The 22,912-nt window shown below is 72.2% G+C and carries 20 protein-coding genes; 10 read left to right on the top strand and 10 right to left on the bottom strand.

What is annotated here, in order from left to right; translation table 11 throughout:
• Position 1: 1 nt before the first annotated feature.
• Positions 2 to 685: an ABC transporter ATP-binding protein gene (locus ACF08B_RS11410; protein WP_392317116.1), complete on the top strand. Its 684-nt coding sequence runs from the start codon at positions 2 to 4 to the stop codon at positions 683 to 685.
• 317 nt (positions 686 to 1,002) lie between these two features.
• On the top strand, positions 1,003 to 4,242 hold the full coding sequence (locus tag ACF08B_RS11405) for a S8 family serine peptidase (RefSeq protein ID WP_392317292.1): 3,240 nt from the start codon (positions 1,003 to 1,005) through the stop codon (positions 4,240 to 4,242).
• 86 nt (positions 4,243 to 4,328) lie between these two features.
• On the opposite strand, the gene ACF08B_RS11400 is transcribed toward ACF08B_RS11405, so the two are convergent.
• Positions 4,329 to 5,237, bottom strand: coding sequence for a helix-turn-helix domain-containing protein (locus ACF08B_RS11400; RefSeq protein WP_392317115.1), 909 nt, complete (start codon positions 5,235 to 5,237; stop codon positions 4,329 to 4,331).
• Between the two features lie 167 nt (positions 5,238 to 5,404).
• Here ACF08B_RS11400 and ACF08B_RS11395 point away from each other — a divergent pair, with 167 nt between their 5' ends.
• A complete protein-coding gene (locus ACF08B_RS11395; RefSeq protein ID WP_392317114.1) occupies positions 5,405 to 6,448 on the top strand; it encodes an NAD(P)-dependent alcohol dehydrogenase in 1,044 nt (347 codons plus the stop codon).
• A 108-nt stretch (positions 6,449 to 6,556) separates the two neighbouring features.
• Here ACF08B_RS11395 and ACF08B_RS11390 read toward each other — a convergent pair whose 3' ends face one another.
• Positions 6,557 to 7,285 carry a hypothetical protein gene (locus ACF08B_RS11390; protein WP_392317113.1) on the bottom strand — a complete coding sequence of 243 codons (729 nt, stop codon included), beginning with the start codon at positions 7,283 to 7,285 and terminating at the stop codon, positions 6,557 to 6,559.
• 214 nt (positions 7,286 to 7,499) lie between these two features.
• On the opposite strand from ACF08B_RS11390, the gene ACF08B_RS11385 reads away from it, so the two are divergent.
• Positions 7,500 to 9,128, top strand: coding sequence for a phosphodiester glycosidase family protein (locus ACF08B_RS11385; RefSeq protein WP_392317112.1), 1,629 nt, complete (start codon positions 7,500 to 7,502; stop codon positions 9,126 to 9,128).
• A gap of 12 nt (positions 9,129 to 9,140) precedes the next feature.
• Here ACF08B_RS11385 and ACF08B_RS11380 read toward each other — a convergent pair whose 3' ends face one another.
• Positions 9,141 to 10,112: a 2-hydroxyacid dehydrogenase gene (locus tag ACF08B_RS11380; RefSeq protein WP_392317111.1), complete on the bottom strand. Its 972-nt coding sequence runs from the start codon at positions 10,110 to 10,112 to the stop codon at positions 9,141 to 9,143.
• 199 nt (positions 10,113 to 10,311) lie between these two features.
• Between ACF08B_RS11380 and ACF08B_RS11375 the strand changes: the two genes are divergently transcribed.
• Positions 10,312 to 10,836: a gluconokinase gene (locus tag ACF08B_RS11375; protein WP_392317110.1), complete on the top strand. Its 525-nt coding sequence runs from the start codon at positions 10,312 to 10,314 to the stop codon at positions 10,834 to 10,836.
• Positions 10,837 to 10,883: 47 nt separating this feature from the next.
• A complete protein-coding gene (locus ACF08B_RS11370) occupies positions 10,884 to 11,681 on the top strand; it encodes a carbon-nitrogen family hydrolase (protein ID WP_392317109.1) in 798 nt (265 codons plus the stop codon).
• A 27-nt stretch (positions 11,682 to 11,708) separates the two neighbouring features.
• Here ACF08B_RS11370 and ACF08B_RS11365 read toward each other — a convergent pair whose 3' ends face one another.
• The 3 genes from ACF08B_RS11365 to ACF08B_RS11355 all read right to left on the bottom strand — a co-directional run bounded on the left by ACF08B_RS11365 (position 11,709) and on the right by ACF08B_RS11355 (position 16,063).
• Entirely contained in the window at positions 11,709 to 14,144 is a 2,436-nt protein-coding gene (locus ACF08B_RS11365; RefSeq protein WP_392317108.1) for a SpoIIE family protein phosphatase, read from the bottom strand.
• A 106-nt stretch (positions 14,145 to 14,250) separates the two neighbouring features.
• Positions 14,251 to 14,844, bottom strand: a complete 594-nt coding sequence (locus ACF08B_RS11360) for a DUF4291 domain-containing protein (RefSeq protein WP_392317107.1) — start codon at positions 14,842 to 14,844, stop codon at positions 14,251 to 14,253.
• A gap of 100 nt (positions 14,845 to 14,944) precedes the next feature.
• A complete protein-coding gene (locus tag ACF08B_RS11355; RefSeq protein WP_392317106.1) occupies positions 14,945 to 16,063 on the bottom strand; it encodes a hypothetical protein in 1,119 nt (372 codons plus the stop codon).
• Between the two features lie 257 nt (positions 16,064 to 16,320).
• Between ACF08B_RS11355 and ACF08B_RS11350 the strand changes: the two genes are divergently transcribed.
• The gene (locus tag ACF08B_RS11350) at positions 16,321 to 17,475 is read left to right on the top strand and encodes a cystathionine gamma-synthase (protein WP_093475158.1); all 1,155 of its coding nucleotides are present in this window, start codon (positions 16,321 to 16,323) and stop codon (positions 17,473 to 17,475) included.
• A gap of 12 nt (positions 17,476 to 17,487) precedes the next feature.
• Here the strand turns inward: ACF08B_RS11350 and ACF08B_RS11345 are convergent, their stop codons facing one another.
• The 3 genes from ACF08B_RS11345 to ACF08B_RS11335 all read right to left on the bottom strand — a co-directional run bounded on the left by ACF08B_RS11345 (position 17,488) and on the right by ACF08B_RS11335 (position 18,920).
• Positions 17,488 to 17,736 (bottom strand): hypothetical protein, encoded by a 249-nt coding sequence (locus ACF08B_RS11345; protein WP_093475156.1) that lies wholly within the window; start codon positions 17,734 to 17,736, stop codon positions 17,488 to 17,490.
• A gap of 28 nt (positions 17,737 to 17,764) precedes the next feature.
• Positions 17,765 to 18,271, bottom strand: a complete 507-nt coding sequence (locus tag ACF08B_RS11340; protein WP_392317105.1) for a sigma factor-like helix-turn-helix DNA-binding protein — start codon at positions 18,269 to 18,271, stop codon at positions 17,765 to 17,767.
• A gap of 142 nt (positions 18,272 to 18,413) precedes the next feature.
• Positions 18,414 to 18,920 (bottom strand): MarR family winged helix-turn-helix transcriptional regulator, encoded by a 507-nt coding sequence (locus ACF08B_RS11335; RefSeq protein WP_176985933.1) that lies wholly within the window; start codon positions 18,918 to 18,920, stop codon positions 18,414 to 18,416.
• A gap of 161 nt (positions 18,921 to 19,081) precedes the next feature.
• Between ACF08B_RS11335 and ilvA the strand changes: the two genes are divergently transcribed.
• The 3 genes from ilvA to ACF08B_RS11320 all read left to right on the top strand — a co-directional run bounded on the left by ilvA (position 19,082) and on the right by ACF08B_RS11320 (position 22,344).
• Positions 19,082 to 20,311, top strand: coding sequence for a threonine ammonia-lyase (gene ilvA, locus ACF08B_RS11330; RefSeq protein ID WP_392317104.1), 1,230 nt, complete (start codon positions 19,082 to 19,084; stop codon positions 20,309 to 20,311).
• 195 nt (positions 20,312 to 20,506) lie between these two features.
• Positions 20,507 to 21,490 carry an ATP-binding cassette domain-containing protein gene (locus ACF08B_RS11325; protein WP_392317103.1) on the top strand — a complete coding sequence of 328 codons (984 nt, stop codon included), beginning with the start codon at positions 20,507 to 20,509 and terminating at the stop codon, positions 21,488 to 21,490.
• A complete protein-coding gene (locus ACF08B_RS11320; protein WP_093475150.1) occupies positions 21,487 to 22,344 on the top strand; it encodes an ABC transporter permease in 858 nt (285 codons plus the stop codon). The genes ACF08B_RS11325 and ACF08B_RS11320 overlap by 4 nt, the downstream gene beginning before the upstream one ends.
• A 64-nt stretch (positions 22,345 to 22,408) precedes the next feature.
• Here the strand turns inward: ACF08B_RS11320 and greA are convergent, their stop codons facing one another.
• Entirely contained in the window at positions 22,409 to 22,909 is a 501-nt protein-coding gene (gene greA, locus ACF08B_RS11315) for a transcription elongation factor GreA (protein WP_093475149.1), read from the bottom strand.
• Between the last annotated feature and the right edge of the window lie 3 nt (positions 22,910 to 22,912).

Genomic DNA, 22,912 nt, shown 5'->3' with positions numbered 1-22,912 from the left:
CATGTACGAACTCAAGAACGTGACCAAGCGCTACGCGCGCGGCAAGGCCACCGTCCACGCCCTCGACGGCATCGACCTCACCATCGGCGACGGCGACCGGCTCGTCATCCAGGGCCCCACCGGCGGCGGCAAGTCCACCCTGCTGCAGATGCTCGGCGGCCTGGACCGCCCCACCTCCGGTGAGGTCGTGCTGGACGGGACGGACCTGTCCAGGCTCTCCGAGGCCCGTCTGACGAGGGTCCGCAGCGAGAACATCGGCTTCGTCTTCCAGTCCTTCAACCTCATCCCGACGCTGACCGCCCAGGAGAACGTCGAGACGGCCCTCGTTCCCCTCGGCATCAAGGTCAGGGAACGCCGCGAACTCGCCGCCGAGGCACTGCAGTCCGTCGGCCTCGGCGAACGCCTCTCCCATCTCCCCGGCGAGATGTCCGGCGGCCAGCAGCAACGGGTCGCCATCGCCCGGGCCGTGGTCAAGAAGCCCAAGGTGCTGCTCGCCGACGAGCCGACCGGCAACCTCGACGAGGGCATGCGGGACGAGATCATGGACGTCCTCGAACGCCTGTGGAAGGAGCACGGGTTGACCTTCGTCATGGTCACCCACGACTCCGCGATCGCGAAGAAGGCCCCGCGCCTGGTCACCCTGCGCAAGGGAAGGATCACGGTGCAGGAGAACGCCGGCGCGTGACGGCGTACGACACGGTTCCTCTATAACACCAAGCACCCGTCCGGGACTTCGCGGTTGTGTAACGGAGTCCTGGCCACCGCGTAACAGTTTCCGGTCGCGCTTTCTCACCGTCCTCTCATCTATTGAGCGGCGTGATCACCCCCCGGCATACTTCGGTCACCGGGGGGTGACGTGCATACGTACGAAACTTCCCCCGGCCGGGTGAACGGGGAATTCGCCCGGAACCACCTCTCCAGGGGGAGAACTTGCGCAGACAAGTGAAAAGAGCTGCTGCTGCCACCGTGGCCACGGCCGCAGCCGTCGCCCTCGCAGCGGGAATGACCAGCCCGGCGTCGGCGAAGCCCGCACACGTCCCGGCCGCTGCCTCCGCACTCACCGCCAAGCACCACGTCACCCTCATCACCGGTGACCGCATCGCCCTCGACGCCAAGGGCCGTGTCGTCGGCCTGGAGCGGGCCGCGGGACGCGAGCACATACCCTTCCAGGTCCGCAGGGCCGACGGACACACCCTCGTCATCCCCGCCGACGCGGCCCGTCTGGTCGCCTCCGGCAAGCTGGACCAGCGCCTGTTCGACGTCACCGAACTGAACAAGGCCGCCACCCGCAAGGCCCAGAAGAACGGCCTGAAGGTCATCGTCGGCTACAGCGGCGCCGCCGCGGCCGCCAAGGCCGACGTCCGGGACGCCGGCCACGTGCGCCGCAGCCTGAAGGCGCTCAACGCGGACGCCGTGCAGGCCCCGGTCAAGGACACCGCCGACCTCTGGGACGCGGTCACCAACGGCAACAGGACCGCCTCCGGCATCGCGCACGTGTGGCTCGACGGCGTCCGCAAGGCGTCCCTCGACAAGTCCGTGCCGCAGATCGGCGCACCGACCGCCTGGAAGGCCGGCTACACCGGCAAGGGCGTGAAGGTCGCCGTCCTCGACACGGGCGTGGACACCCGTCACCCGGACCTCAAGGACCAGGTGATCGAGTCCAAGAACTTCACCCCGGCCGCCGACGCCACCGACCACTTCGGGCACGGCACGCACGTCGCCTCCATCGTGGCGGGCACCGGCGCCAAGTCGGGCGGCAAGTACAAGGGTGTCGCCCCCGACGCCAAGATCCTCAACGGCAAGGTCCTGGACGACACCGGCTCCGGTGACGACTCCGGCATCCTCGCCGGCATGGAGTGGGCCGTCTCGCAGGGCGCCTCCGTCATCAACCTGAGCCTCGGCGGCTACGACACCCCCGAGATCGACCCGCTCGAGGCGGAGGTCAACAAGCTCTCCGCCGAGAAGGGCGTCCTGTTCGCGATCGCCGCGGGCAACGACGGCCCCCAGTCGATCGGTTCGCCGGGCAGCGCGGACGCCGCGCTCACCGTCGGCGCCGTCGACAAGAAGGACAAGCTGGCGGACTTCTCCTCCACCGGCCCGCGCACCGGCGACGGCGCCATCAAGCCGGACGTCACCGCGCCCGGCGTGGACATCACCGCCGCCGCGGCCAAGGGCAGCGTCATCGACGAGGAGGTCGGTGAGAAGCCCGAGGGCTACCTGACCATCTCCGGCACCTCGATGGCCACCCCGCACGTCGCGGGCGCCGCCGCGATCCTGAAGCAGCAGCACCCCGACTGGAGCTACGCCGAGCTGAAGGGCGCTCTGACCGGCTCCGCCAAGGGCGGCAAGTACACGCCGTTCCAGCAGGGTTCGGGCCGCATCGCCGTCGACAAGGCCATCAAGCAGTCGGTCGTCGCCGACCCGGTCTCGGTCGGCTTCGGTGTGCAGCAGTGGCCGCACACCGACGACAAGCCGGTCACCAGGAAGCTGACCTACCGCAACCTCGGCGCCAAGGACGTCACGCTCAAGCTGACCTCCACCGCCACCAACCCCAAGGGCGCCACCGCCCCGTCGGGCTTCTTCAAGCTGGCCGCCACCAGTGTGACCGTCCCGGCGCACGGCAAGGCCTCGGTCGGCTTCACGGCCAACACCAAGCTCGGCGGTACCGTCGACGGCGCCTACTCCGCGTACGTCACGGCGACCGGCGGCGGCCAGACCGTCCGCACCGCGGCCGCGGTCCAGCGCGAGGTGGAGTCCTACGACGTCACGCTGAAGTTCATCGGCCGTGACGGCAAGCCCGCCCCGTACTACGACGCCGACCTCAGCGGCGTGGCCGGTCTGGCGAACGGCCAGTGGCTGAACCCGTACGACCCGTCCGGCACGGTGAAGGTGCGCGCGCCGAAGGGCACGTACATCCTCAACACCGCCACCTATGTGGATCCGCAGGACGGAACCAAGGGCATCGACTGGATCGCCCAGCCCAAGCTGACCGTCTCCAAGAAGCAGACGATCACGATCGACGCGCGCAAGGCCAAGCCGGTGGACATCACCGTTCCCGCCTCGGGCGCCAAGTCCGTGTTCGCCTCGCCCGCCTACGACGTCACCATCGGCAACGGCTCCTACGGCTACGGCTGGTTCCTCGACTCGTACAAGAACTTCCGCACCGCCCACCTCGGCGGCTCGCTGCCCGCCGGTTCGCTCTCCCAGCAGTGGGACGGCCACTGGACGAAGGGCGCGAGCGAGGAGTACGACGTCACCTCCGGCGGACAGGTCAAGCAGCTCGCCACCGGCTTCACCAAGCACTACAAGGCGAGCGAGCTCGCCACGGTCAAGGCCCGGCTCGGTGCCGCCGCGAGCGGCAAGACCGGCTCGATCAGCGCCGTCGGCTGGCTGCCCGACAGCTCCGGTGCGTCCTCCGTCGGCATCGCCCAGAAGCTGCCCGGCACCCGCACCCTGCACCTGTCCGCCAAGGGCGGCGTGACCTGGCAGCTGGAGTTCGAGCAGGACGGCGGCATCGACCCGGACGGCTTCCCGCTCTCCGACTCCTCCTACACGCTCGGCCAGTTCACCTTCAAGGCCGGTCAGACCTACACGAAGACGGTCAACACCGCGGTCTTCGGCCCGCACGTCTCGAAGAACTTCGGTCTGTACCGCGACGGCAACGACATCTTCGGATCGCTGCCGCTGTTCGCCGACTCGGGCAAGCACGCCGGCGCCTCGGCGTTCACCTCGGTGAACACCACCCTGTACCGCAACGGCACCAAGGTCGGCTCCAACGACGACCCGCTGTTCGGCGACAAGACCTTCAAGGTCCCCGCCGGTGACGCGGCCTACAAGCTGACCACCACGGTCAAGCGCTCGGCCAAGGTCTCGGAGGCGTCCTCCCGGATCGACGCGACCTGGACCTTCCGCTCCAAGAAGCCGTCGTCCGACTTCGTCCAGCTCCCCGCCTCCGCCCTGCACTTCGGCGCGAGCACCGGACTGGACAGTCGGGTCGCCGCGGGCAAGAAGGTCACCTTCCCGGTCACCGTCGAGGGTTCGGCCGCGGGCGGCAACCTGAAGTCCCTCGCCGTCTACGTCTCCTACGACGGCAGAAACTGGACGAAGACCGACGTCCGCAGCGGCAAGATCACCGTCAAGAACCCCGCGAAGGGCAAGTCCGTCTCCTTCCGCGCCAAGATCACCGACAAGAAGGGCAACACGTCGCTGATCACGATCCACGACGCCTACTTCGGCAAGTAGGCGGGCCGCGGCGGCCGGAAGGCCGTAGCGCCTCATGACGAGGGGCACACCCGGGAGCGATCCCGCGGTGTGCCCCTCCTCGCGTGTCAGCCCGCCGCCGCCCGGGCCGCGTCCGCACCCCAGCTCGCCAGCAGACGCAGGGACTCGGCGGAGCCGGAGCCCGGTTCCGCGTGGTACGTCACCAGGGACTGGTCCGTGTCGTCCGGCAGCCGGAACGACTCGAAGTTCAGGGAGAGCTCGCCCACCAGCGGATGGCGCAGCCGCTTGACCCCGTGGCTCTTCTCCTTGACGTCATGGGTGGCCCACAGCAGGCGGAACTCCTCGCTCTTCACCGAGAGCTCGCCGACCAGCGCCGACAGCCGCGGATCGTCCGGGTAGCAGCCCGCGTTCATCCGCAGCCCGCACACGACGTCGATCGCCTTCTGCTCCCAGTCGACGAACAGCTCCCGGTACTCGGGACGCAGGAACACCAGACGCGCCCAGTTGCGCTCGGCCGCCGGGAGCTCCGCCCAGTCACCGAACAGGGCCGCCGCCATCCGGGTCCAGGCGAGTATCTCCGAGCGGCGGCCCACGATGTACGCCGGTACGCCGTCCATCGTGTCCAGCAGCCGGCACAGCGCCGCACGCACCTGCTGCTGCCGCGCTGCCGGCTTCTTCTTGTGCGACTTCGGCCTGGCCAGGTGGGTGAGGTGGGCGTGCTCGGCGTCCGTCAGCCGCAGGGCGCGCGCGATGGAGTCCAGCACCTCCGCCGAGACGTTCCGTCCGTTGCCCTGCTCCAGGCGCGTGTAGTACGCCACCGACACCCCGGCCAGCTGCGCCAGCTCCTCGCGACGCAGCCCCGGCACCCGGCGGTGCCGTCCGAAGTCGGGCAGTCCCACGTCCTCCGGCTTGAGCCGGGCCCGCCTGCTGCGCAGGAACTCGCTCAGCTCGGCCCGCCGGTCCAGGGGCCGGCCGACGGCGGCCGCCGTCCGCGGCTGTTCGTCCCTGCGTTCCATACGTCCAGTATTCACGGTCGTACGCACAGGAACCTGACCCCGCCAGTGGTAGGCACAGCGGTCGTACGCAAAGGTGTGGACTGGGTGGGCCCGGGGACCTGAGGCAGGCTGGAGCGGTGCCGGTGGCAGCCGGCCCGGTACGAAACCCCTGCTAGGAGAGTTCCGGCATGACCACTGTTGCTGCGTACGCCGCGCCCGCCCCGAAGGCCCCGCTGGAGCGCACCACCATCGAACGGCGCGCGGTCGGCGACCACGACGTCCTGATCGACATCAAGTTCTCCGGCATCTGCCACTCCGACATCCACCAGGCCCAGGACGGCTGGCGTCCCGGCACCTTCCCGATGGTCCCCGGCCACGAGATCGCCGGTGTGGTCCGCGAGGTCGGCCCCGGTGTCACGCGGTACGCCGTCGGTGACCGGGTGGGCGTCGGCTGCATGGTCGACTCCTGCCGCGAGTGCGACAACTGCCGCGCCGGCCTGGAGCAGTACTGCCTGGGCGGCGGCCCCACCTGGACGTACAACGACACCGGCAAGGACGGCGAGCCCACCTACGGCGGCTACTCGCAGAAGATCGTCGTCGACGAGAACTACGTCGTCCGCATCCCCGAAGGACTGTCGCTGGACGTGGCCGCGCCGCTGCTGTGCGCGGGCATCACCACGTACTCCCCGCTGAAGCACTGGAACGCCGGCCCCGGCAAGAAGGTTGCCGTCGTCGGCCTGGGCGGTCTCGGGCACATGGGCGTCAAGATCGCGCACGCGCTGGGCGCCGAGGTCACCGTGCTCTCGCAGTCCCTGCGCAAGCAGGACGACGGCCTCCGGCTGGGCGCCGACCACTACTACGCCACCGGCGACCCGGACACCTTCGAGAAGCTGGCGGGCACCTTCGACATCATCCTCAACACCGTCTCGGCCCCGCTCGACTTCGCCGCGTACCTGTCCCTGCTGCGCACGGACGGCACCATGGTGAACGTCGGCCTCCCGGAGGAGCCGGTGCAGATCGTCCTGCAGTCCCTGCTCGGCCACCGCCGCAGCATCAGCACCTCCGGCATCGGCGGCATCGCCGAGACCCAGGAGATGCTGGACTTCTGCGCCGAGCACGGCCTGGGCGCGGAGATCGAGCTGATCGGCGCCGGGGAGATCAACGAGGCGTACGAGCGGGTGGCGGCGAGCGACGTCCGGTACCGGTTCGTGATCGACACCGCGACGATCTGACTCCGTCGGTCGGGCGGAGGTTACGGTGCGGATCCGTTCCGTGGGGCGCGGGGGCGTGGGGGTTTCTCGCGCAGTTCCCCGCGCCCCTTCCGGGCGCTTCGGTGCCGCCTAGGCGACGGGGAAGCCGTCCCCGGCGCGGTGGGACCGGACCAGGGCGTCGCCGTCGGCGGTGGGGCGGACGACGTGGACGCGGCCGGTGCCCGAGACACGGGCCTCGCCGGCCGTCACCGTGAGCAGGGTGTTCTCGTCCACGGCGACGCCGTACGGCACCTCGCCCCGCCCGACCGCGGCGACCAGCCGCGCGAGCGTCCCCCACTGGGCCGCGTGGACGTCCACCGCGAACGGCACCAGCCCGAGCCCCGCGCGCACCTCGACCTCCGCCAGGTCCTCCCCGGTCTCCTCCGGGCACACCGGCACCCCGTCCACCAGCCATCCGCCGACCACGGCCCGCCGGGCGGCGAGTGCGGCGCCCGCGGAGAACCCGGCGTACGGCACACCCCGCGCGGCGAGCAGTTCCGGCAGCCGCTCCAGACAGCCCGCCAGGGCGTCCTGATAAGCGGGCGTGAGTCCCCCGCACACCAGCAGCCCGTCGATCCCGGCGAGGGCGGCCTCCGGTTCGAAGCGCCCGCCGAGTGGCACGAGCAGCGGCACGGGCGTGCACGGCCCCGCCTCGCGCAGCGCCGTCGCCCAGCGCTCGAACTGCGCGGCCCCGTCCCCCTCGTCGAGGACCAGGCAGCCGACCCGCGGCGGCCCGTCACCCCCGGCGGCCCGCAGGAACGGCGCGTACACCTCGGCGCGGTCCCAGCCACCGCCGATCAGAAACGCAACGCTGCTCACCTCGTGTCCTCCCCTTCCGCATGACGCGAGGGGCGAATGTACGGGATCAGGACGATCCCGTCGCCCGAATTGAACGCGGGTTGTTTGCCGCTCCCTTTCCTGCTCTTCACGTGATAGAGCGTCAGGCGTCGTGGCCGTTGTCTCCACTGGGGCGTGTACGCGGCCGTGAGGCTCCGCCCCGCCGGCCGTCACCGTTCCGAGCCGTGAGGAAGCCATGAGCCACAGTGCCCTCGGCAGACGCCCGCGAGCCACCACCCGTGCGCGTGCGGGCCTCGGCGTCGCTGCCGTTCTCTCCGTCGTCGGTCCCTTCCTGGCCCCGGCCACGGCGCAGGCCGGGGCCGGCGAGTCCGCCGCACCCCGGGCCGTCACCCACTGGTCCGCCCGGACGGCCGCGCCCGGTGTGCAGGTGCGCACGGCGACCGTCCGGCACGCCGAGGCGGTGCACACCTGGACGGTCGCCGTCCAGTCCCCGGCCGTCAGCCGGCTGACGGGCGCCGCGACCTGGGCCGAGGTCGGCACCGGCGGCTGGGCCGACGCCACGGCACGGAAGCTGCGCGCGGCGGGATTCGAGCCGCGGGTGGAGAACGTCCAGTGGCCCCGCTACGCGGACACACCGCGCGGGACGATGGGCTACCGGGTGCGCGTCGGGTCGTACGGCACCCAGGCCGCCGCGCGGACCGCGGCGACGGCGGTCACCTCGGCCGGCTTCCACACCTCCGTCACCTGGACCGGGTACGACGTCCAGGAACCGGCCGACCGGGAGAACGTCCACGTCGCGGTGATCGACCCGCGTGTCTTCGAGGGCACCGTCGTGGGCACCCACGACGGCAGGGTCGCGCGGCGCGAGACGACGTCGTCGGTCGCCGCCCGGCTGAACTCGCTGGTCGCGGTCAACGGCGGCTTCTTCGTGATCTCGGACGCCGACGGCGTGCCCGGCACCATCTCCGGACTGGGCGCCTACGACGGCCGGCTGGAGTCGCTGGCGGCCGGTTCCCGTGCCGCGCTGATCCTCGGCGACGGCGGCCGGCAGGCCCGGGTGGCCGATCTGACGACCACCGTCACCGCCCGGGCGGGGAAGTCCTCGTACCGCGTCCAGGGCGTCAACCGGCTGCCGGGAACCCTGCGGGACTGCGGCCGTCCGGGCGCCGCACCCAGCCATCTGCCCTGGCAGGACGTCACCTGCCGGATGACCGACGACCTGGTCGGGTTCACCCCCGCGTTCGGCACCGACCTGCCCACCGGGCCCGGTGCCCAGGCCGTGCTGGACGGGTCCGGCCGGGTGGTGTCGACCGGTGCGCGCGGCGGCCGGGTACCGGCGGGCGGGCGGGTCCTGCAAGGCATCGGGGACGCCGGCGACTGGCTGGCAGCCGAGGCCCGGCCCGGCACCCGTGTCCGCGTCGAGGAGGTCGTCCGCGACACCGACGGCCGGCGCGTCCGGCTCGACGGCGGCGACTCGATCGTCAGCGCCGCCCCCACCCTGGTGCGGGACGGCCGCATCGACATCGACGCGGCCGCCGAGGGCGTCGTCGACCCGCGCGACCTGTCCTTCGGCTACGCCTGGGCCAACGTCCGCCAGCCGCGCACCATGGCGGGCGTCGACGGGAAGGGCCGGCTGATCCTGGCCACGGTCGACGGCCGGCAGACCGACGGCAGCGAGGGCTTCACGCTGTACGAGGCCGCCGCCTTCATGCGCTCGCTCGGCGCCGTGCAGGCACTGAACCTGGACGGCGGCGGCTCCACCACGATGGCCGTGGACGGCACCCTCGCCAACCACCCCTCGGACGCGGCCGGCGAACGCGCCGTCGGCGACACGATCCAGGTCCTTCCCGCCCCGGGCGACTGACGGGCACACCGCTCACCGGCCGGTGCCCGTGCCGTGCCCCTGCGCCACCACCACGTTGGCCAGGGGCTCTCCGGCCGTGTACCGGGCGAGCTGGGCGCGGACCAGGGCCAGCGCACGGGGCCGGTACGCGGAGGTGGTGGCGGCCGCGTGCGGGCTGATCAGGGTGTGCGGAGTCGTCCACAGGGGATGCTCCGGCGGCAGCGGCTCGGGGTCCGTCACATCGAGTGCCGCGCTCAACCGCCCCGTGCGCAGGGCGCCGACCAGCGCGGTGGTGTCCACCACCGCGCCACGGGCCACGTTGACCAGGAGGGCACCGTCCTTCATGCGCGCCAGGAACCGGGCGTCGACCAGCCCCCGGGTCGTGTCTGTGAGCGGCACGGTCAGCACCACCACGTCGGCCCGCGGGAGGAGGGACGGCAGCGCGTCCATGGAGTGCACCGGCCCCTGGGGCAGCTCCCGGGCGGTGCCGGCCACGCGCAGCACGTCGCACTCGAACGCCGTCAGACGGGCCTCGACGGCGGAGCCGATGGAGCCGTGGCCGATGAGCAGAACCGTGCGGTCGGCCAGCGCGGGGCGGAAGCCGGAGGTCCAGCGGCCCGCGTCCTGGGAGCGGACGAAGGCGGGGATCCCCCGCAGCGAGGCGAGCGTCAGCGTCACCGCGTGCTCGGCCGTGCTCGCCGAGTGGACACCCGCGGCGTTGCACAGCGTGACCCCGGCGGGCAGGTGGGGCAGCACGTCGTCGACGCCCGCGCTCAGGGACTGCAGGACGCGCAGGTGCGGCAGGGCCGGCAGCAGGGGGAGCGCGGCGCCGGTGAACGTGTACGGCATGACGAAGAACTCGACCGCGGTCAGGTCCCGGCCGCCTGGGGCCCCGCCGGTGCCGTCCCACACCAGCGTGGGCCAGGCCGGGGGGAGACCGCCCAGGTCGGCGGGCGTGAACGGCAGCAGGAGCCGCGCCTGGTCCGGCGTTCCGGCGGAGGTCATCGGTGGTGCTTCCGGTCCCGCGTCCGGCCGCGCTCCCGTTCGTGCTCCCGTTCGTGCTCCCGGCAGGACTTCCGGCCGGCAGGAGTGACCGGTGCGACCGGGAGGCTCCCCGGGAAGGGTCGGCTCATACGGCACGTCCTGCGGCGACGGGCGATAGTGGACATGGACCAGTCTTCCACCGTCCCTTCAGGGAGGCCCGTTGACCAGGGCCGACGGTTCACGCGTGGTGATCGTGATGGGCGTGTCGGCGTCCGGCAAGTCCACGGTCGGAGCGTGGCTCGCGCAACGGCTCGCCGTGCCGTACGTGGACGGTGACGACCTGCACCCAGCGGCGAACCGCGCCAAGATGGCGGCCGGGCACCCGCTCGACGAAGCCGATCGTGAGCCCTGGCTGGCCGCCTTCACCGAGTGGATCCGGACGACGGCCGCCCGGGGGCGCGGGGGTGTCGCCACGTGTTCCGCGCTCAGACGCGCGTACCGGGACCGGTTCCGGCGTACGGGGGCGGACCTGTGGTTCATCCACCTCGCGCTGGACCGGGCGGTCGCCGGGGAACGGATCGCCCGCCGCCGGGGACACTTCATGCCACCGCAGTTGCTCGACTCGCAGTACGCGATCCTCGATCCACTCCAGGCCGACGAGCCGGGCGTTACCGTCGACGCGTCCGGGGGCCGCGAGGAGGTCCTGGCGGAGGTGCTGCGTGCGGTGCCACCGCCCGGCGGGTAGCCCCGCTCACCGCGCCGTCGCGCGCGTTCGTCCAGGAGGTGACAGGCATGCGTGCTTCGCTGATCCAGCTGTCCGTGGACGCGTCGGACTCCGCCGGGGAACGCCGGCTCAGGGCGGCTTCGCTGGTGCGCGGCCGGGCGGGCGACGACCTCGTGGTCCTGCCGGAGCTGTGGGCGGCCGGCGCCTGGTCGTACGACCGCTGGGAGCACGACGCCGAAGGGGTCGACGGCCCCACGGCCGAGGCCATGTCGGCCGCGGCGCGTCGGGCCGGGGTGTGGCTCCACGCCGGATCGATCGTCGAACGGGACGGCGAGGGGACCCTGTACAACACCGCGCTGCTCTTCGACCGGGCCGGCGAACTGCATGGCCGCTATCGCAAGATCCACCGGTACGGCTTCGACACCGGCGAGGCGACTCTGATGGGCGGCGGCGACGACATCGTCACCGTCCCCACCGAGTTCGGCGTGACCGGCCTCGCCATCTGCTACGACCTCCGCTTCCCCGAACTCTTCCGCGGGCTGCTCGACGCGGGCGCCGAGCTGGTCGTGGTGCCCGCCGCCTGGCCCGCCGCCCGCCTCGGCCACTGGCAACTCCTGACCCGCACCAGGGCCCTGGAGGAACAGGTCTTCCTCCTGGCCTGCTGCGCGACGGGCACCCACGGCGACATGCGGCAGGCCGGACACAGCATGGTCATCGACCCGTGGGGGACCGTCCTGGGCGAGGCCGGCACCGCCGAGCAGACGGTGACCGTGGACCTCGACATGGCGGAAGTCTCCCGAATCCGCTCCGAACTCCCCGTCCTGCGCGACCGCCTCCTCGCCATCGAGGCACCCGTGCGCCGCTGAACCCGCGCCGGCGGACCGTACGGGCCGTCAGACGGCCGGCAGCGGCTGCTCCGTCCAGACCGTCTTGCCGTCGTGCGTGTAGCGGGTGCCCCAGCGCTCCGTGAGCTGGGCGACCAGGAAGAGGCCGCGCCCGCCCTCGTCCGTGCTGAGGGCCCGGCGCAGGTGCGGGGACGTGTGGCTGGTGTCGGACACCTCGCAGATCAGGGTGTCCGTGCGGATGAGGCGCAGGGTGACCGGGCCGGCCGCGTACCGGTAGGTGTTGGTGACCAGTTCGCTCGCGACCAGCTCGGTGGTGAAGGCCAGTTCGGCCAGCCCCCATTCGTCGAGCTGCGCCGTGGTCAGCTCCCTGGCGCGGGCGGCCGAGGTGGCCTCGAGCGGCAGCTCCCACGAGGCGACGTTCTGCGGCGGCAGCACCCGGGTACGGGCGATGAGCAACGCGACGTCGTCGGTCGGGAGATGGCCCTTGGGCAGCAGCGCCTCGACCACGGCGTGGCAGGTGTGCTCCAGGGATTCCGTGGTCGCGGCGAGACAGGTGCGCAGGTGGTCCAGCGCGGTGTCCACGTCGCCGACGCCCGCCTCCAGGAGGCCGTTGGTGTAGAGGGTGAGCAGGCTGCCCTCGGGCAGGTCCAGGTCGTACGTCTCGAAGGGCAGGCCGCCCAGGCCCAGCGGCGGCCCCGCGGGCAGGTCCAGCACGGTCACCTCGCCGGCCGGGGTGGACACGACCGGCGCCGGATGACCGGCCCGCGCCAGGGAACAGCGCTGGGAGACGGGATCGTAGACGGCGTAGAGGCAGGTGGCCCCGAGCACCTGCTCGATCGCCGACGGGTTGTCGTCGGCGTTTGCCTCCAGTTCGCCGGCCAGCAGACTGACCAGATCGTCCAGCCGCGCCACCACCTCGTCCGGTTCCAGGTCGAGGCTGGCCAGGGTGCGCGCGGCGGCGCGCAGCCGGCCCATCGAGGCCGCGGCGTGGATTCCGTGACCGACGACGTCTCCGACGACCAGGGCCACGCGGGCCCCCGACAACGGGATCACGTCGAACCAGTCGCCCCCCAGGCCCGGTTCACCGCTCGCCGGGAGGTAGCGGCAGGCCACCTCCACGGCCGGCAGGTCGGACAGGGCGCTCGGCAGCAGACTGCGCTGGAGCGTCAGGGCGGTGTTCTGCTGCTGGGTGAAGCGGCGCGCGTTGTCGATGCAGACGGCAGCGCGCGAGGTGAGCTCCTGGGCCACCGCCGCGTCGCCGTCCTCGAACGGTTCCGAATTGCGCGACCGCCACAGGCTCACCACCCCCAGGACGATGCCGCGCGCGATCAGGGGCACCGCGATCAGCGAATGGACACCGAGCCCCAGGGCGAGTTCGATCCGCCGCCGGTCCATGGCGTACCACTCGGGACGGAGGGACAGCAGCTTTTCGAGGATCGGGCGACGCTCGGCCAGGCAGCGTGCCTGCGCGGATTCCGGCAGCAGCGGCACCACGTCGCCCTCCCGGTACGGGATGCGGTGTTCCGTCGGTGAGAGGGCGGTCCGCAGCAGGGGTCCCGTCGCGTCGGGACTGGGTTCGTCCCCCAGCGTCACGGGTTTGAGCAGGTCCACCGAGCAGTAGTCGGCCAGACCCTGGACGGCCACGTCGGCCAGTTCCCGGGCGGTCTGCCGCACGTCCAGGGAGGTGCCGATCCGGGCGCTCGCCTCGTTCAGCATGGCGAGCCTGCGCTGGGCCCGGTGGCGGTCGGTGACGTCCTCGATGGTCTCGGCGACGCCGAGCACCCGGCCCGAGGGGTCCTCCATCCGGAACGCCGAGACGGACACGATCCGTTCCCGGCCCGGCTCGTGGCGTGCCCGGGCGGACTGCTCCGTGAAGATCAGCGGTTCGCCGGTCTCCAGGACGTGCCGGACCCGTTCGTCCGCCGGACCCGCGTCCTCGTCGACCATGAACTCGCGGGGCCGGTGGCCCACCGGCAACTCGGCCGGGACCCCGCTCGCCTTCTCGACCGCCCGGTTGACCCGGATGACCCGCCTGTCCGGGTCGTAGGTGACCAGTCCGATCGGGGACCGGCGGTACAGCCCGTCCAGCAGTGCGCGGTCCCGCTGCCAGGCGATGACCTCCGCGGCGGGAGCACCGACGAGGAGCCATTCCTGACCGCCGCCCTCCCGGGTGACCGTACGGGCCCGGAAACCCATCTCCAGCCGGCGTCCGTCACGGTGCCGTACGGGCACGACACCGAACCATCCCCCCGCCTTCACGGCGTCCACGACGGCGGACCGCGCGACCGGCAGATCACGGCTGTCGACCAGGAGGTCCCGCCACGGCCGGCCGATCACTTCCTTGGCCGGGTAGCCGAGCAGGTCCTGGGCACGGGCGCTCCAGCCGACCACGGTGCCCCGATCGTCGAGCACGGCCGACGCGCCACGCCCCAGGGCGAACGGATCCTCGGGACTCTCGCTGAAATGGATCGACGGCGTCCCCATAGCCACCACCTTGCCTCCGCCTCCGATGTTCCTCCCCGTGGGCCACGTCCGCGACTCTCCCTGACGTGACCCGCGGGCCGGAGCCGGCCGCCGGCGGGACCGGCCGTCACTCGCGCAGGTGGGCGAGAAGCTCCTCCCCGGCCGGGTAGGGGCGCTCACGGGGCAGCAGCCGCGCGGCGGAGTCCGGGTCGCCCGCGCCCACGAGGGCGTGGATCTCGCGGGCGAGCGGGGTCACGTCGCGTATGGCGACCGTCCACTCGTCCGCGTAGCGCCGTGCGGCCTCACCGGAGAGGCCGAGTTGCAGGGACCGGTACGGCAGCGGGCGCAGACGCAGGTCCCGCTCGGGGTCCCACTGCACGCGGGCGGGCGAACGCTTCAACTGGCGCTGCCAGGCGGCTCGGTCCGGGTGCACACCGCTTGCGTAGCCGGCCAGACACGCGTGGCGCAGCGCCCACTCGAAACCGTCCCGGCGGATCTCGACGGCGAGGACGGTCTCCTGCCCCTCCTTGGCACCCCAGCCGCAGCGGTACATCATCCACAGGAACGACGGCTTGATCCACGTCATCCGGTCGCGCTTCCACGTGGCCGGAAAGCGGCCCTCGCGGACGGCGGGCAGACCGATCGCCGGGGAGTACGCCTGGTAGACGGTGATCGTGGAGTCCGCGTAGGCCGCACGGATCTCGCGCTGGGGGTGTTCCATGGCGTACAGCGTGGAGCCCGGCCGGTTCGGGCGGCCACTGATTTTCGACCGCCCCCGGGACACCCCGCGCGACGGCGAGCACCGGCCGCGCGGCCGTCGGTCAGCCCGGCAGGGTCGCCGGGCTGCCGCCGTTGGCCTCGTAACCGGCGACGGCCAGCGCACGGTAGACGGCGAACTCGGCGGCCGGGTCGGCGGACAGGGTCCAGGGCAGCGCGCCGACGTGACCGTCGACGTGTATCAGCTGGTGCATGGCCTCCGCCCAGCGCTCGCCGCGGACCAGGAAGAAGATCAGCAGGTGCCGGACGTGCGCCAGCGTCGGGTCGTCCGGCCGGGCGGCGTGCACCGCGTGCAGCGCGCCGTGCACCGCCCTGGTGACGACCTCGCTCTGGTAGAAGCCCGCGACCAGGTTCACCTCGGGGAGGTGCTCGAAGACCGCGAACAGCGGCAGCGCGGCGAGCATCGAGCCCTGCGGGGCGCGGGCCGCCGCGGCCTCCGCGAAGGAGTACGCCTGCTCGCGCGAGCCGTGCCACTTCTCGCACCAGTAGTGCAGCGCCGCGAGATGCGCGCCCATGTGATGCGGCGCGCGGTCCAGGATCTTCAGCCACAGCTGCTCGAACTCGGGCTGCGCGTAGGCGAGTCCGCGCGCGATGGACAGCTCGACGAGGTACGGCACCGGGTCGCCCGGGGCCAGCAGGGCCGCCTGTGCGCAGGCGTCCCGGGCCTCCTCCATGATGATCCGGAAGTCGTCCGTACCCGGTGTCGACGTGCGCCAGGCCTGCTGCACCAGGAACTCCGCGTGGACGGCCGCGCCGCCCGCGTCCTTGGGCTGCTCGGTCCGCCACACCCGCAGCCACTGGCCGCCCGGCGTCTCGTGCACCCCGCCGGGCCGCTGCTGCAGCTCCAGCGCGGCGGCGCCCGCGAACGCCTGGACCCGCTGCCAGCGCCGCTCGCCCGCGGCCTCGGTGCCGGCCAGCAGCTGGGCGGCCGCCCGGTAGTCGCGGGTGCGCTGCACCAGCTCCAGGACGTCCAGCAGGTCCTGGTCCGGGCCGGGCATGCGCACGTCCAGCTCCTCCTGGCGCGCGAAGCCGTAGTTCGCCGGGTCGGCGGCGTCCGGGTGCCCCGCGGGGACCAGACCGATCGCCCCGCGCCTGCGCCGCATGACCGGGAGCAGGACGAAGCCCAGCATGAGCAGCGCCATCAGCAGCCAGAGAATCGCCATGCCCCAAGCGAACCAGACGCCGTCGGCAAATGGCCAACCCCACCCCCGACCTGTGGAAAACTCCGGCTCTGGCCATGACAGGGGCGGCGGGGCCGGTGACGGCAGGGGCGACCGGGACGGGGGACGCCGGACGCGGCGGGCGTGGCGGCCGCACCGACCCCGCGCCACCGCCGTACACGCAGGGAAAACCCTCCGACCGTGCCCGGCGGAGCCGGGTGTCCGTCAGCATCCGGCCAAGCGCACTACGCTCGGTGCACATGAGCGACAGGCACATCAGTCAGCACTTCGAGACCCTCGCGATCCACGCGGGCAACACCGCGGATCCCCTCACCGGCGCGGTCGTCCCGCCGATCTACCAGGTCTCGACCTACAAGCAGGACGGCGTCGGCGGGCTGCGCGGCGGCTACGAGTACAGCCGCAGCGCCAACCCGACCCGCACCGCCCTCGAAGAGAACCTCGCCGCGCTGGAGGGCGGCCGCCGCGGCCTCGCCTTCGCGTCCGGCCTCGCGGCCGAGGACACCCTGCTGCGCACGCTGCTCACCCCCGGCGACCACGTGGTCATCCCGAACGACGCCTACGGCGGCACCTTCCGCCTGTTCGCCAAGGTCGCCACCCGCTGGGGCGTGGAGTGGTCGGTCGCCGACACCAGCGACCCGGCCGCCGTCCGGGCCGCGCTCACCCCGCGGACCAAGGCCGTCTGGGTGGAGACCCCCTCCAACCCGCTGCTCGGCATCACCGACATCGCCGCCGTCGCTCAGGTCGCGCACGCCGCCGGCGCGAAGCTCGTCGTCGACAACACCTTCGCCACGCCCTACCTCCAGCAGCCGCTGGCGCTCGGCGCGGACGTCGTCGTGCACTCCCTGACCAAGTACATGGGCGGCCACTCGGACGTCGTCGGCGGTGCGCTGATCGTCTCCGACCAGGCGCTCGGCGACGAACTGGCCTACCACCAGAACGCGATGGGCGCCGTCGCCGGCCCCTTCGACTCCTGGCTGGTGCTGCGCGGCACCAAGACCCTCGCCGTGCGCATGGACCGGCACAGCGAGAACGCCACGAAGATCGCCGACATGCTGACCCGGCACGCGCGCGTGACCAGCGTGCTCTACCCGGGCCTGCCCGAGCACCCCGGCCACGAGGTCGCCGCCAAGCAGATGAAGGCCTTCGGCGGCATGGTGTCCTTCCGCGTGGAGGGCGGCGAGGAGGCCGCGGTCGAGGTGTGCAACCGGGCGAAGGTGTTCACCCTCGGCGAGTCGCTCGGCGGGGTCGAGTCCCTGATCGAGCACCCCGGCCGGATGACGCACGCCTCCGTGGCCGGCTCCCTGCTCGAGGTCCCCGGCGACCTGGTGCGCCTGTCCGTGGGCATCGAGAACGCCGACGACCTGCTGGAGGACCTCCAGCAGGCCCTCGGCTAGCGAGAACCCGGATCACCAGCCGGTGATCGGTGGAGTCGTCTCGGACGGCGGCTCCACCCACGGGTGCGCGTCCACCGCCCACACGGTGAAGGCCACGACCGCGGCGCACGCCAGCAGCCACAGCACCCGGCGCGCGAGCCGTCTGCGCCGCAGCAGGCGCTCGCCGCGGCGCACCGCGTCCGCGTGCACGTCCGGCGGCACCGGTGCCGGCAGCCGCTCCATGATCCGACGCGCGGTGCTCTCCCGCTCGGCCCGGTTCACCGGCCTCTCCCGCCGGTGCGCCCGCGCCTCACGACGCCGCCGCCTTCGTCCCCACCGCGCGCGCGGCGGACCGTCCGACCGGATGCAGCACGGCGGACGTCGCGCGGTCGCAGATGGTGTGCACCCGTTCCATGGGCAGTCCGAGCAGGGCCGCCACCTGTTCCTCGGCGACCCCCTCGTAGAGCCGCAGCACCAGGATCAGCCGCTCCTGCGGTGCGAGGGCGGCGAGCGGGTTGCCCGGATCCGGCCGCCGGGCGCGGGCGGGGGCGACGTACTGGTGCCAGGTTGCGCGCGCGAAGCGCGTGGCCAGGTACTGGCGGGCGCAGTCGTACGGATCCTCGCCGCGCAGTCGGTCCCAGCGGGCGTAGACGTGGGCGAGGGCCAGGGTCAGCAGCCGCCGCGCGCGCGGGTTGGTGTCCGGGGCCTCCGCGGTGAGCAGCGTGGCGGTGTGCAGCAGACGCCCCGCAGCGCCCGCGACGAACGCCTCGAACTCGCGGGCCCGCCGCGCATCGCGGGACACCTGCCGATCACGCACCGCGCCTCCCCCTGCAGGGGCCCTGTCCGGTACGGGACACGCGAAGCGCGTACGACGCAGGACCCGGTCTCATATGAGGCCAGCGGCGGCCGGAGGTCAAGGGTCCGGACCCCACCGGTACCGGAGGGGGCCCTTCGCGGGCTCAGGAGGCCGGCGGCTGATCCGCCGAGGGGACTCCCTGCACCGCCATCCGCGCGGAGAGGGCGGTGTTGAAGCGGGTGAGGAGCGTGCAGAACTGCTCGCGCTCCTCCGGCGCCCAGTCGTGTGTCAACTCGGCCATGAGCTGACGCCTGGACGAGCGCACCTCCTCCAGCCGGGTCGCGCCGCGCGGGGACAGCTGGAGCACCACCGCGCGCCCGTCCTCCGGGTGCGAGGTGCGCTTGACGAGTCCGGTGTCGACCAGCGGAGCCACCTGACGGGTGACCGTGGAGGAGTCGATGCCCATGCTCGCGGCGAGCGCCTTGACGCCCATCGGGCCTTCTTTGTCGAGGCGGTTGAGCAGCAGGTAGGCGGCGCGGTCCATGGAGTTGCGCACCTGCCCGACGCCGCCGAGCCGGGTCTGTTCGGCACGGCGGGCGAACACCGCCACCTCGTGCTGGAGGGTGTCGAGAAGACCGGTGTCACCGACGGTCGTCATGTCCATCGACATTTCAGGTGTTGTGGGCATGGCCGGAGGCTCGCTTCATGAAGGCTGCTGGGATGGGGGACAGGGTACGCGGCCCGGCGCCGGACCGTACCGGCGCTGCGCAAACCGGTCTCGGAGCTTGGTCACACCCGTCGTGCGCGACTGTGAACTGCGATGCTGGAGTCATGAGCTACGGCACGGCCGGATCCTTGCGCTGCGTGACCCTCGACGACGTGCGGGGAGCCCAGAAGATGCTCTCGGGCGTGGCCCGGGCGACCGCGATGGAGGGCAGCCGGCATCTGTCCCAGCTGGTCGGGGCGCCGGTGCACCTCAAGTGCGAGAACCTCCAGCGGACCGGTTCGTTCAAGCTGCGCGGCGCCTACGTGCGCATCGCCGGGCTGCTGCCCGAGGAGCGGGCGGCCGGAGTGGTGGCGGCGAGCGCCGGCAACCACGCGCAGGGCGTGGCCCTGGCCTCCTCGCTGCTGGGCGTGCACGCCACCGTGTTCATGCCGCAGGGCGCCCCACTGCCGAAGGTGAGCGCGACCCGGGAGTACGGCGCCGAGGTGCGCCTGCACGGCCAGGTGGTCGACGAGACCCTGGCAGCCGCCGAGGAGTACGCGGCCGAGACCGGCGCGGTGTTCATCCACCCCTTCGACCACCCGGACATCATCGCCGGTCAGGGCACGGTCGGCCTGGAGATCCTGGAGCAGTGCCCGGAGGTGCGCACGGTCGTCGTGGGCGTCGGCGGCGGCGGGCTCGCGGCCGGCATCGCGGTGGCCGTGAAGGCCCTGCGGCCCGACGTCCGGATCGTCGGCGTGCAGGCCGAGGGGGCCGCCTGCTACCCGCCCTCGCTCGCCGCCGGCCGCCCGGTCTCGCTCGACAGCCCGGCGACGATGGCCGACGGCATCAAGGTGGGCCGCCCCGGCGAGGTGCCGTTCGGGATCGTCGGCGAGCTCGTGGACGAGGTGCGCACGGTCAGCGAGGACCAGCTGTCGGCCGCGCTGCTGCTGTGCCTGGAGCGGGCCAAGCTGGTCGTGGAACCGGCCGGGGCCGCCCCCGTCGCGGCGCTGCTGGCGGCGCCGGACGGCTTCGAGGGCCCGGTCGTCGCGGTGCTCTCCGGCGGCAACGTCGATCCGCTGCTGATGCAGCGCGTGCTGCGGCACGGCATGTCCGCGCAGGGCCGCTACCTGGCCGTTCGGCTCCGTCTGACGGACCGGCCGGGCGCTCTCGCGACGCTTCTCGGGGCGTTGTCAGTGGTCGACGCTAATGTCCTCGACGTGAGCCACGTACGGACCGATCCCCGGCTCGGGCTCACGGAGGCGGAGGTGGAGCTGCACCTCGAGACGAAGGGCCCGGCGCACTGCGTCGAGGTCGGCCAGGCCCTGCGGGACGCGGGTTACACGGTCATCGACTGAGGCCGGGCCGGTCCGGCACGCGGGGCTTCACTCGTCCGAGTCGCACTCGGCCGGACACTCTTGAGAGACGCGATACATCGCGTTACGGTGTGTCGCGTGACCGTCCGGCCGACCGCCCGCAGCGGAAAAAGGCGGGCGGTACCGAGCGCGCAGATCTAGCCTTCCTGAACGATCCCCGACGACGTGGAGACAGACATGCCAGGCGCCATCTATGCCGAAGGCCTGGTGAAGACCTTCGGCGACGTAAAGGCACTGGACGGCGTAGACCTCGATGTGCCAGAAGGAACCGTCCTCGGCCTGCTCGGGCCGAACGGCGCCGGCAAGACGACCGCCGTCCGCTGCCTCACGACCCTGCTGCGCCCCGACAGCGGCCGGGCCGTCGTCGCGGGTGTGGACGTGCTGCGACATCCCGACGCCGTACGCCGGTCCATCGGCCTGTCCGGCCAGTTCGCGGCGGTCGACGAGTACCTGACCGGCCGGGAGAACCTGCAGATGGTCGGGCAGCTCTACCAGATGAGGGCCAAGGCGGCGAAGGCGCGCGCGGCGGAGCTGCTGGAGCAGTTCAACCTCGCCGACGCGGCCGACCGCCCCGCCAAGACCTACTCGGGCGGCATGCGCCGCCGCCTCGACCTCGCCGCGGCCCTGGTGGTCTCGCCGCCGGTGATGTTCATGGACGAGCCGACCACCGGTCTCGACCCGCGCAACCGCCAGCAGCTGTGGGAGGTCATCAAGCAGCTCGTCTCCGGTGGCACGACGCTGCTGCTGACCACCCAGTACCTGGAGGAGGCCGACCACCTCGCGCACGACATCGCGGTGGTCGACCACGGCCGGGTCATCGCCACCGGCACCTCCGACCAGCTCAAGGCGCGCACCGGCGGCGAGCGCGTCGAGGTCGTCGTGCACGAGCGCGACCACATCGCGACCGCCGAGGAGGTGCTGCGCGGCTTCGGCAAGGGCGACACCACCGTCGAGGAGCACACCCGCAGGCTCACCGTCCCCGTCACCGGCGGCGCCAAGCTGCTCGCCGAGGTCATCCGGGAGCTGGACACCCGCGGGATCGAGATAGACGACATCGGGCTGCGCCGCCCGACCCTCGACGACGTCTTCCTGTCCCTGACGGGGCATGTCGCCGAGGCCGGCGAGCGGGACGCGGACAACGGCAAGGAGGCCGTGAAATGAGTGCCCTGACCGACGCCGTGCCCGCGGCGGCGCCCGGCAACCCCATCGGCCGGTCCGTCCGGGACTCGTTGATCGTCGCCAAGCGCAACCTGATCCGGATGTCCCGCATCCCCGAGATGGTCATCTTCGGGCTGATCCAGCCGATCATGTTCGTGGTGCTGTTCACCTATGTGTTCGGCGGCTCCATGAAGATCGGCACCAGCACCAGCGCGAACGACTACACCAACTTCCTGATGGCCGGCATCTTCGCGCAGACCGTCACCTTCGCCACCGCGAGCTCCGGCGCCGGCATCGCCGACGACATGCACAAGGGCCTCATCGACCGCTTCCGCTCCCTGCCCATGGCGCGCGGTGCGGTGCTGACCGGCCGTACCCTCGCCGACCTGGTGCAGACGGCGCTCACCCTGCTCGTCCTCGCGGTCGTGGCGCTGCTGGTCGGCTGGCGTGTGGGATCCAACGGCGAGACCAACGCGGGCAAGGTCCTCGGCGCCTTCGGTCTGCTGCTCCTGCTCGGATACGCCTTCACCTGGATCGGCGCCCTGATCGGCCTGTCCGTGCGCACCCCGGAGGCGGCCACCTCCGGCGGGCTGATCTGGCTGTTCCCGGTGACCTTCATCTCCAATGCGTTCGTGGACACCTCGAACATGACCCCGTGGCTGCGCCACATCGCCGAGTGGAACCCGTTCAGTGCCACGGTGCAGGCCTGCCGTGTGCTCTTCGCCAACCCGGGCCAGTCCACCTCCGGCGCCTGGCCCATGCAGCACCCGGTCTGGGCGTCGCTGCTCTACTCGATACTGATCATCGTGGCCTTCCGCACCCTGGCGGTCCGCAAGTACCGCTCCGCCACCGCGTGAGGGCATGAGGAAGCCCCCGGCGTCGTCCGGACGCCGGGGGCCTCGAAGTCGGTAGGGGGCCTGGTCAGCCGGAGTACGGCTCGGCCTTCAGGATGCGCACCGAGGCCTTCTTGCCGTTCGGCAGCTCGTACTCCGCGTCCTCGCCCACCTTGTGGCCGATCACGCCCGCGCCGAGCGGGGACTGCGGGGAGTACGTCTCGATGTCGGCGCTCGCGTACTCGCGGGAGGCGAGCAGGAACGTCGTGGTGTCGTCCTCGTCGCCGTCGAAGGCGATCGTGACGAGCATGCCGGGTGCGACCGCACCGTCCGTGGACGCGGGGGCCTCGCCGACCTGGGCATTCTCGAGAAGCTGGGTGAGCTGGCGCACGCGCAGCTCCTGCTTGCCCTGCTCCTCCTTGGCCGCGTGGTACCCACCGTTCTCGCGCAGGTCGCCCTCCTCGCGCGCGGCCGCGATCTTGGCGGCGATCTCCGTGCGCGCAGGACCAGTAAGGTACGCAAGCTCGTCCTTGAGCTTGTTGTACGCCTCCTGGGTCAGCCAGGTGACGTTCTCGCTGGTCTGGGTCACAGG

The sequence above is a fragment of the Streptomyces sp. NPDC015139 genome (genome assembly GCF_043079785.1).
In the GTDB taxonomy this organism is placed as follows: Bacteria; Actinomycetota; Actinomycetes; order Streptomycetales; family Streptomycetaceae; genus Streptomyces; species Streptomyces albidocamelliae.
This window is presented reverse-complemented; position numbering and strand designations above follow the sequence as displayed.

What these genes read in the sequence shown, in the direction of transcription:
- ACF08B_RS11410 (WP_392317116.1), top strand. Translation starts at nt 2, where the DNA reads ATGTACGAACTCAAGAACGTGACCAAGCGCTACGCGCGCGGCAAGGCC.
- ACF08B_RS11405 (WP_392317292.1), top strand. Translation starts at nt 1,003, where the DNA reads ATGACCAGCCCGGCGTCGGCGAAGCCCGCACACGTCCCGGCCGCTGCC.
- ACF08B_RS11400 (WP_392317115.1), bottom strand. Translation starts at nt 5,237, where the DNA reads ATGGAACGCAGGGACGAACAGCCGCGGACGGCGGCCGCCGTCGGCCGG.
- ACF08B_RS11395 (WP_392317114.1), top strand. Translation starts at nt 5,405, where the DNA reads ATGACCACTGTTGCTGCGTACGCCGCGCCCGCCCCGAAGGCCCCGCTG.
- ACF08B_RS11385 (WP_392317112.1), top strand. Translation starts at nt 7,500, where the DNA reads ATGAGCCACAGTGCCCTCGGCAGACGCCCGCGAGCCACCACCCGTGCG.
- ACF08B_RS11380 (WP_392317111.1), bottom strand. Translation starts at nt 10,112, where the DNA reads ATGACCTCCGCCGGAACGCCGGACCAGGCGCGGCTCCTGCTGCCGTTC.
- ACF08B_RS11370 (WP_392317109.1), top strand. Translation starts at nt 10,884, where the DNA reads ATGCGTGCTTCGCTGATCCAGCTGTCCGTGGACGCGTCGGACTCCGCC.
- ACF08B_RS11365 (WP_392317108.1), bottom strand. Translation starts at nt 14,144, where the DNA reads ATGGGGACGCCGTCGATCCATTTCAGCGAGAGTCCCGAGGATCCGTTC.
- ACF08B_RS11360 (WP_392317107.1), bottom strand. Translation starts at nt 14,844, where the DNA reads ATGGAACACCCCCAGCGCGAGATCCGTGCGGCCTACGCGGACTCCACG.
- ACF08B_RS11355 (WP_392317106.1), bottom strand. Translation starts at nt 16,063, where the DNA reads ATGGCGATTCTCTGGCTGCTGATGGCGCTGCTCATGCTGGGCTTCGTC.
- ACF08B_RS11350 (WP_093475158.1), top strand. Translation starts at nt 16,321, where the DNA reads ATGAGCGACAGGCACATCAGTCAGCACTTCGAGACCCTCGCGATCCAC.
- ACF08B_RS11335 (WP_176985933.1), bottom strand. Translation starts at nt 18,920, where the DNA reads ATGTCGATGGACATGACGACCGTCGGTGACACCGGTCTTCTCGACACC.
- ilvA (WP_392317104.1), top strand. Translation starts at nt 19,082, where the DNA reads ATGAGCTACGGCACGGCCGGATCCTTGCGCTGCGTGACCCTCGACGAC.
- ACF08B_RS11325 (WP_392317103.1), top strand. Translation starts at nt 20,507, where the DNA reads ATGCCAGGCGCCATCTATGCCGAAGGCCTGGTGAAGACCTTCGGCGAC.
- ACF08B_RS11320 (WP_093475150.1), top strand. Translation starts at nt 21,487, where the DNA reads ATGAGTGCCCTGACCGACGCCGTGCCCGCGGCGGCGCCCGGCAACCCC.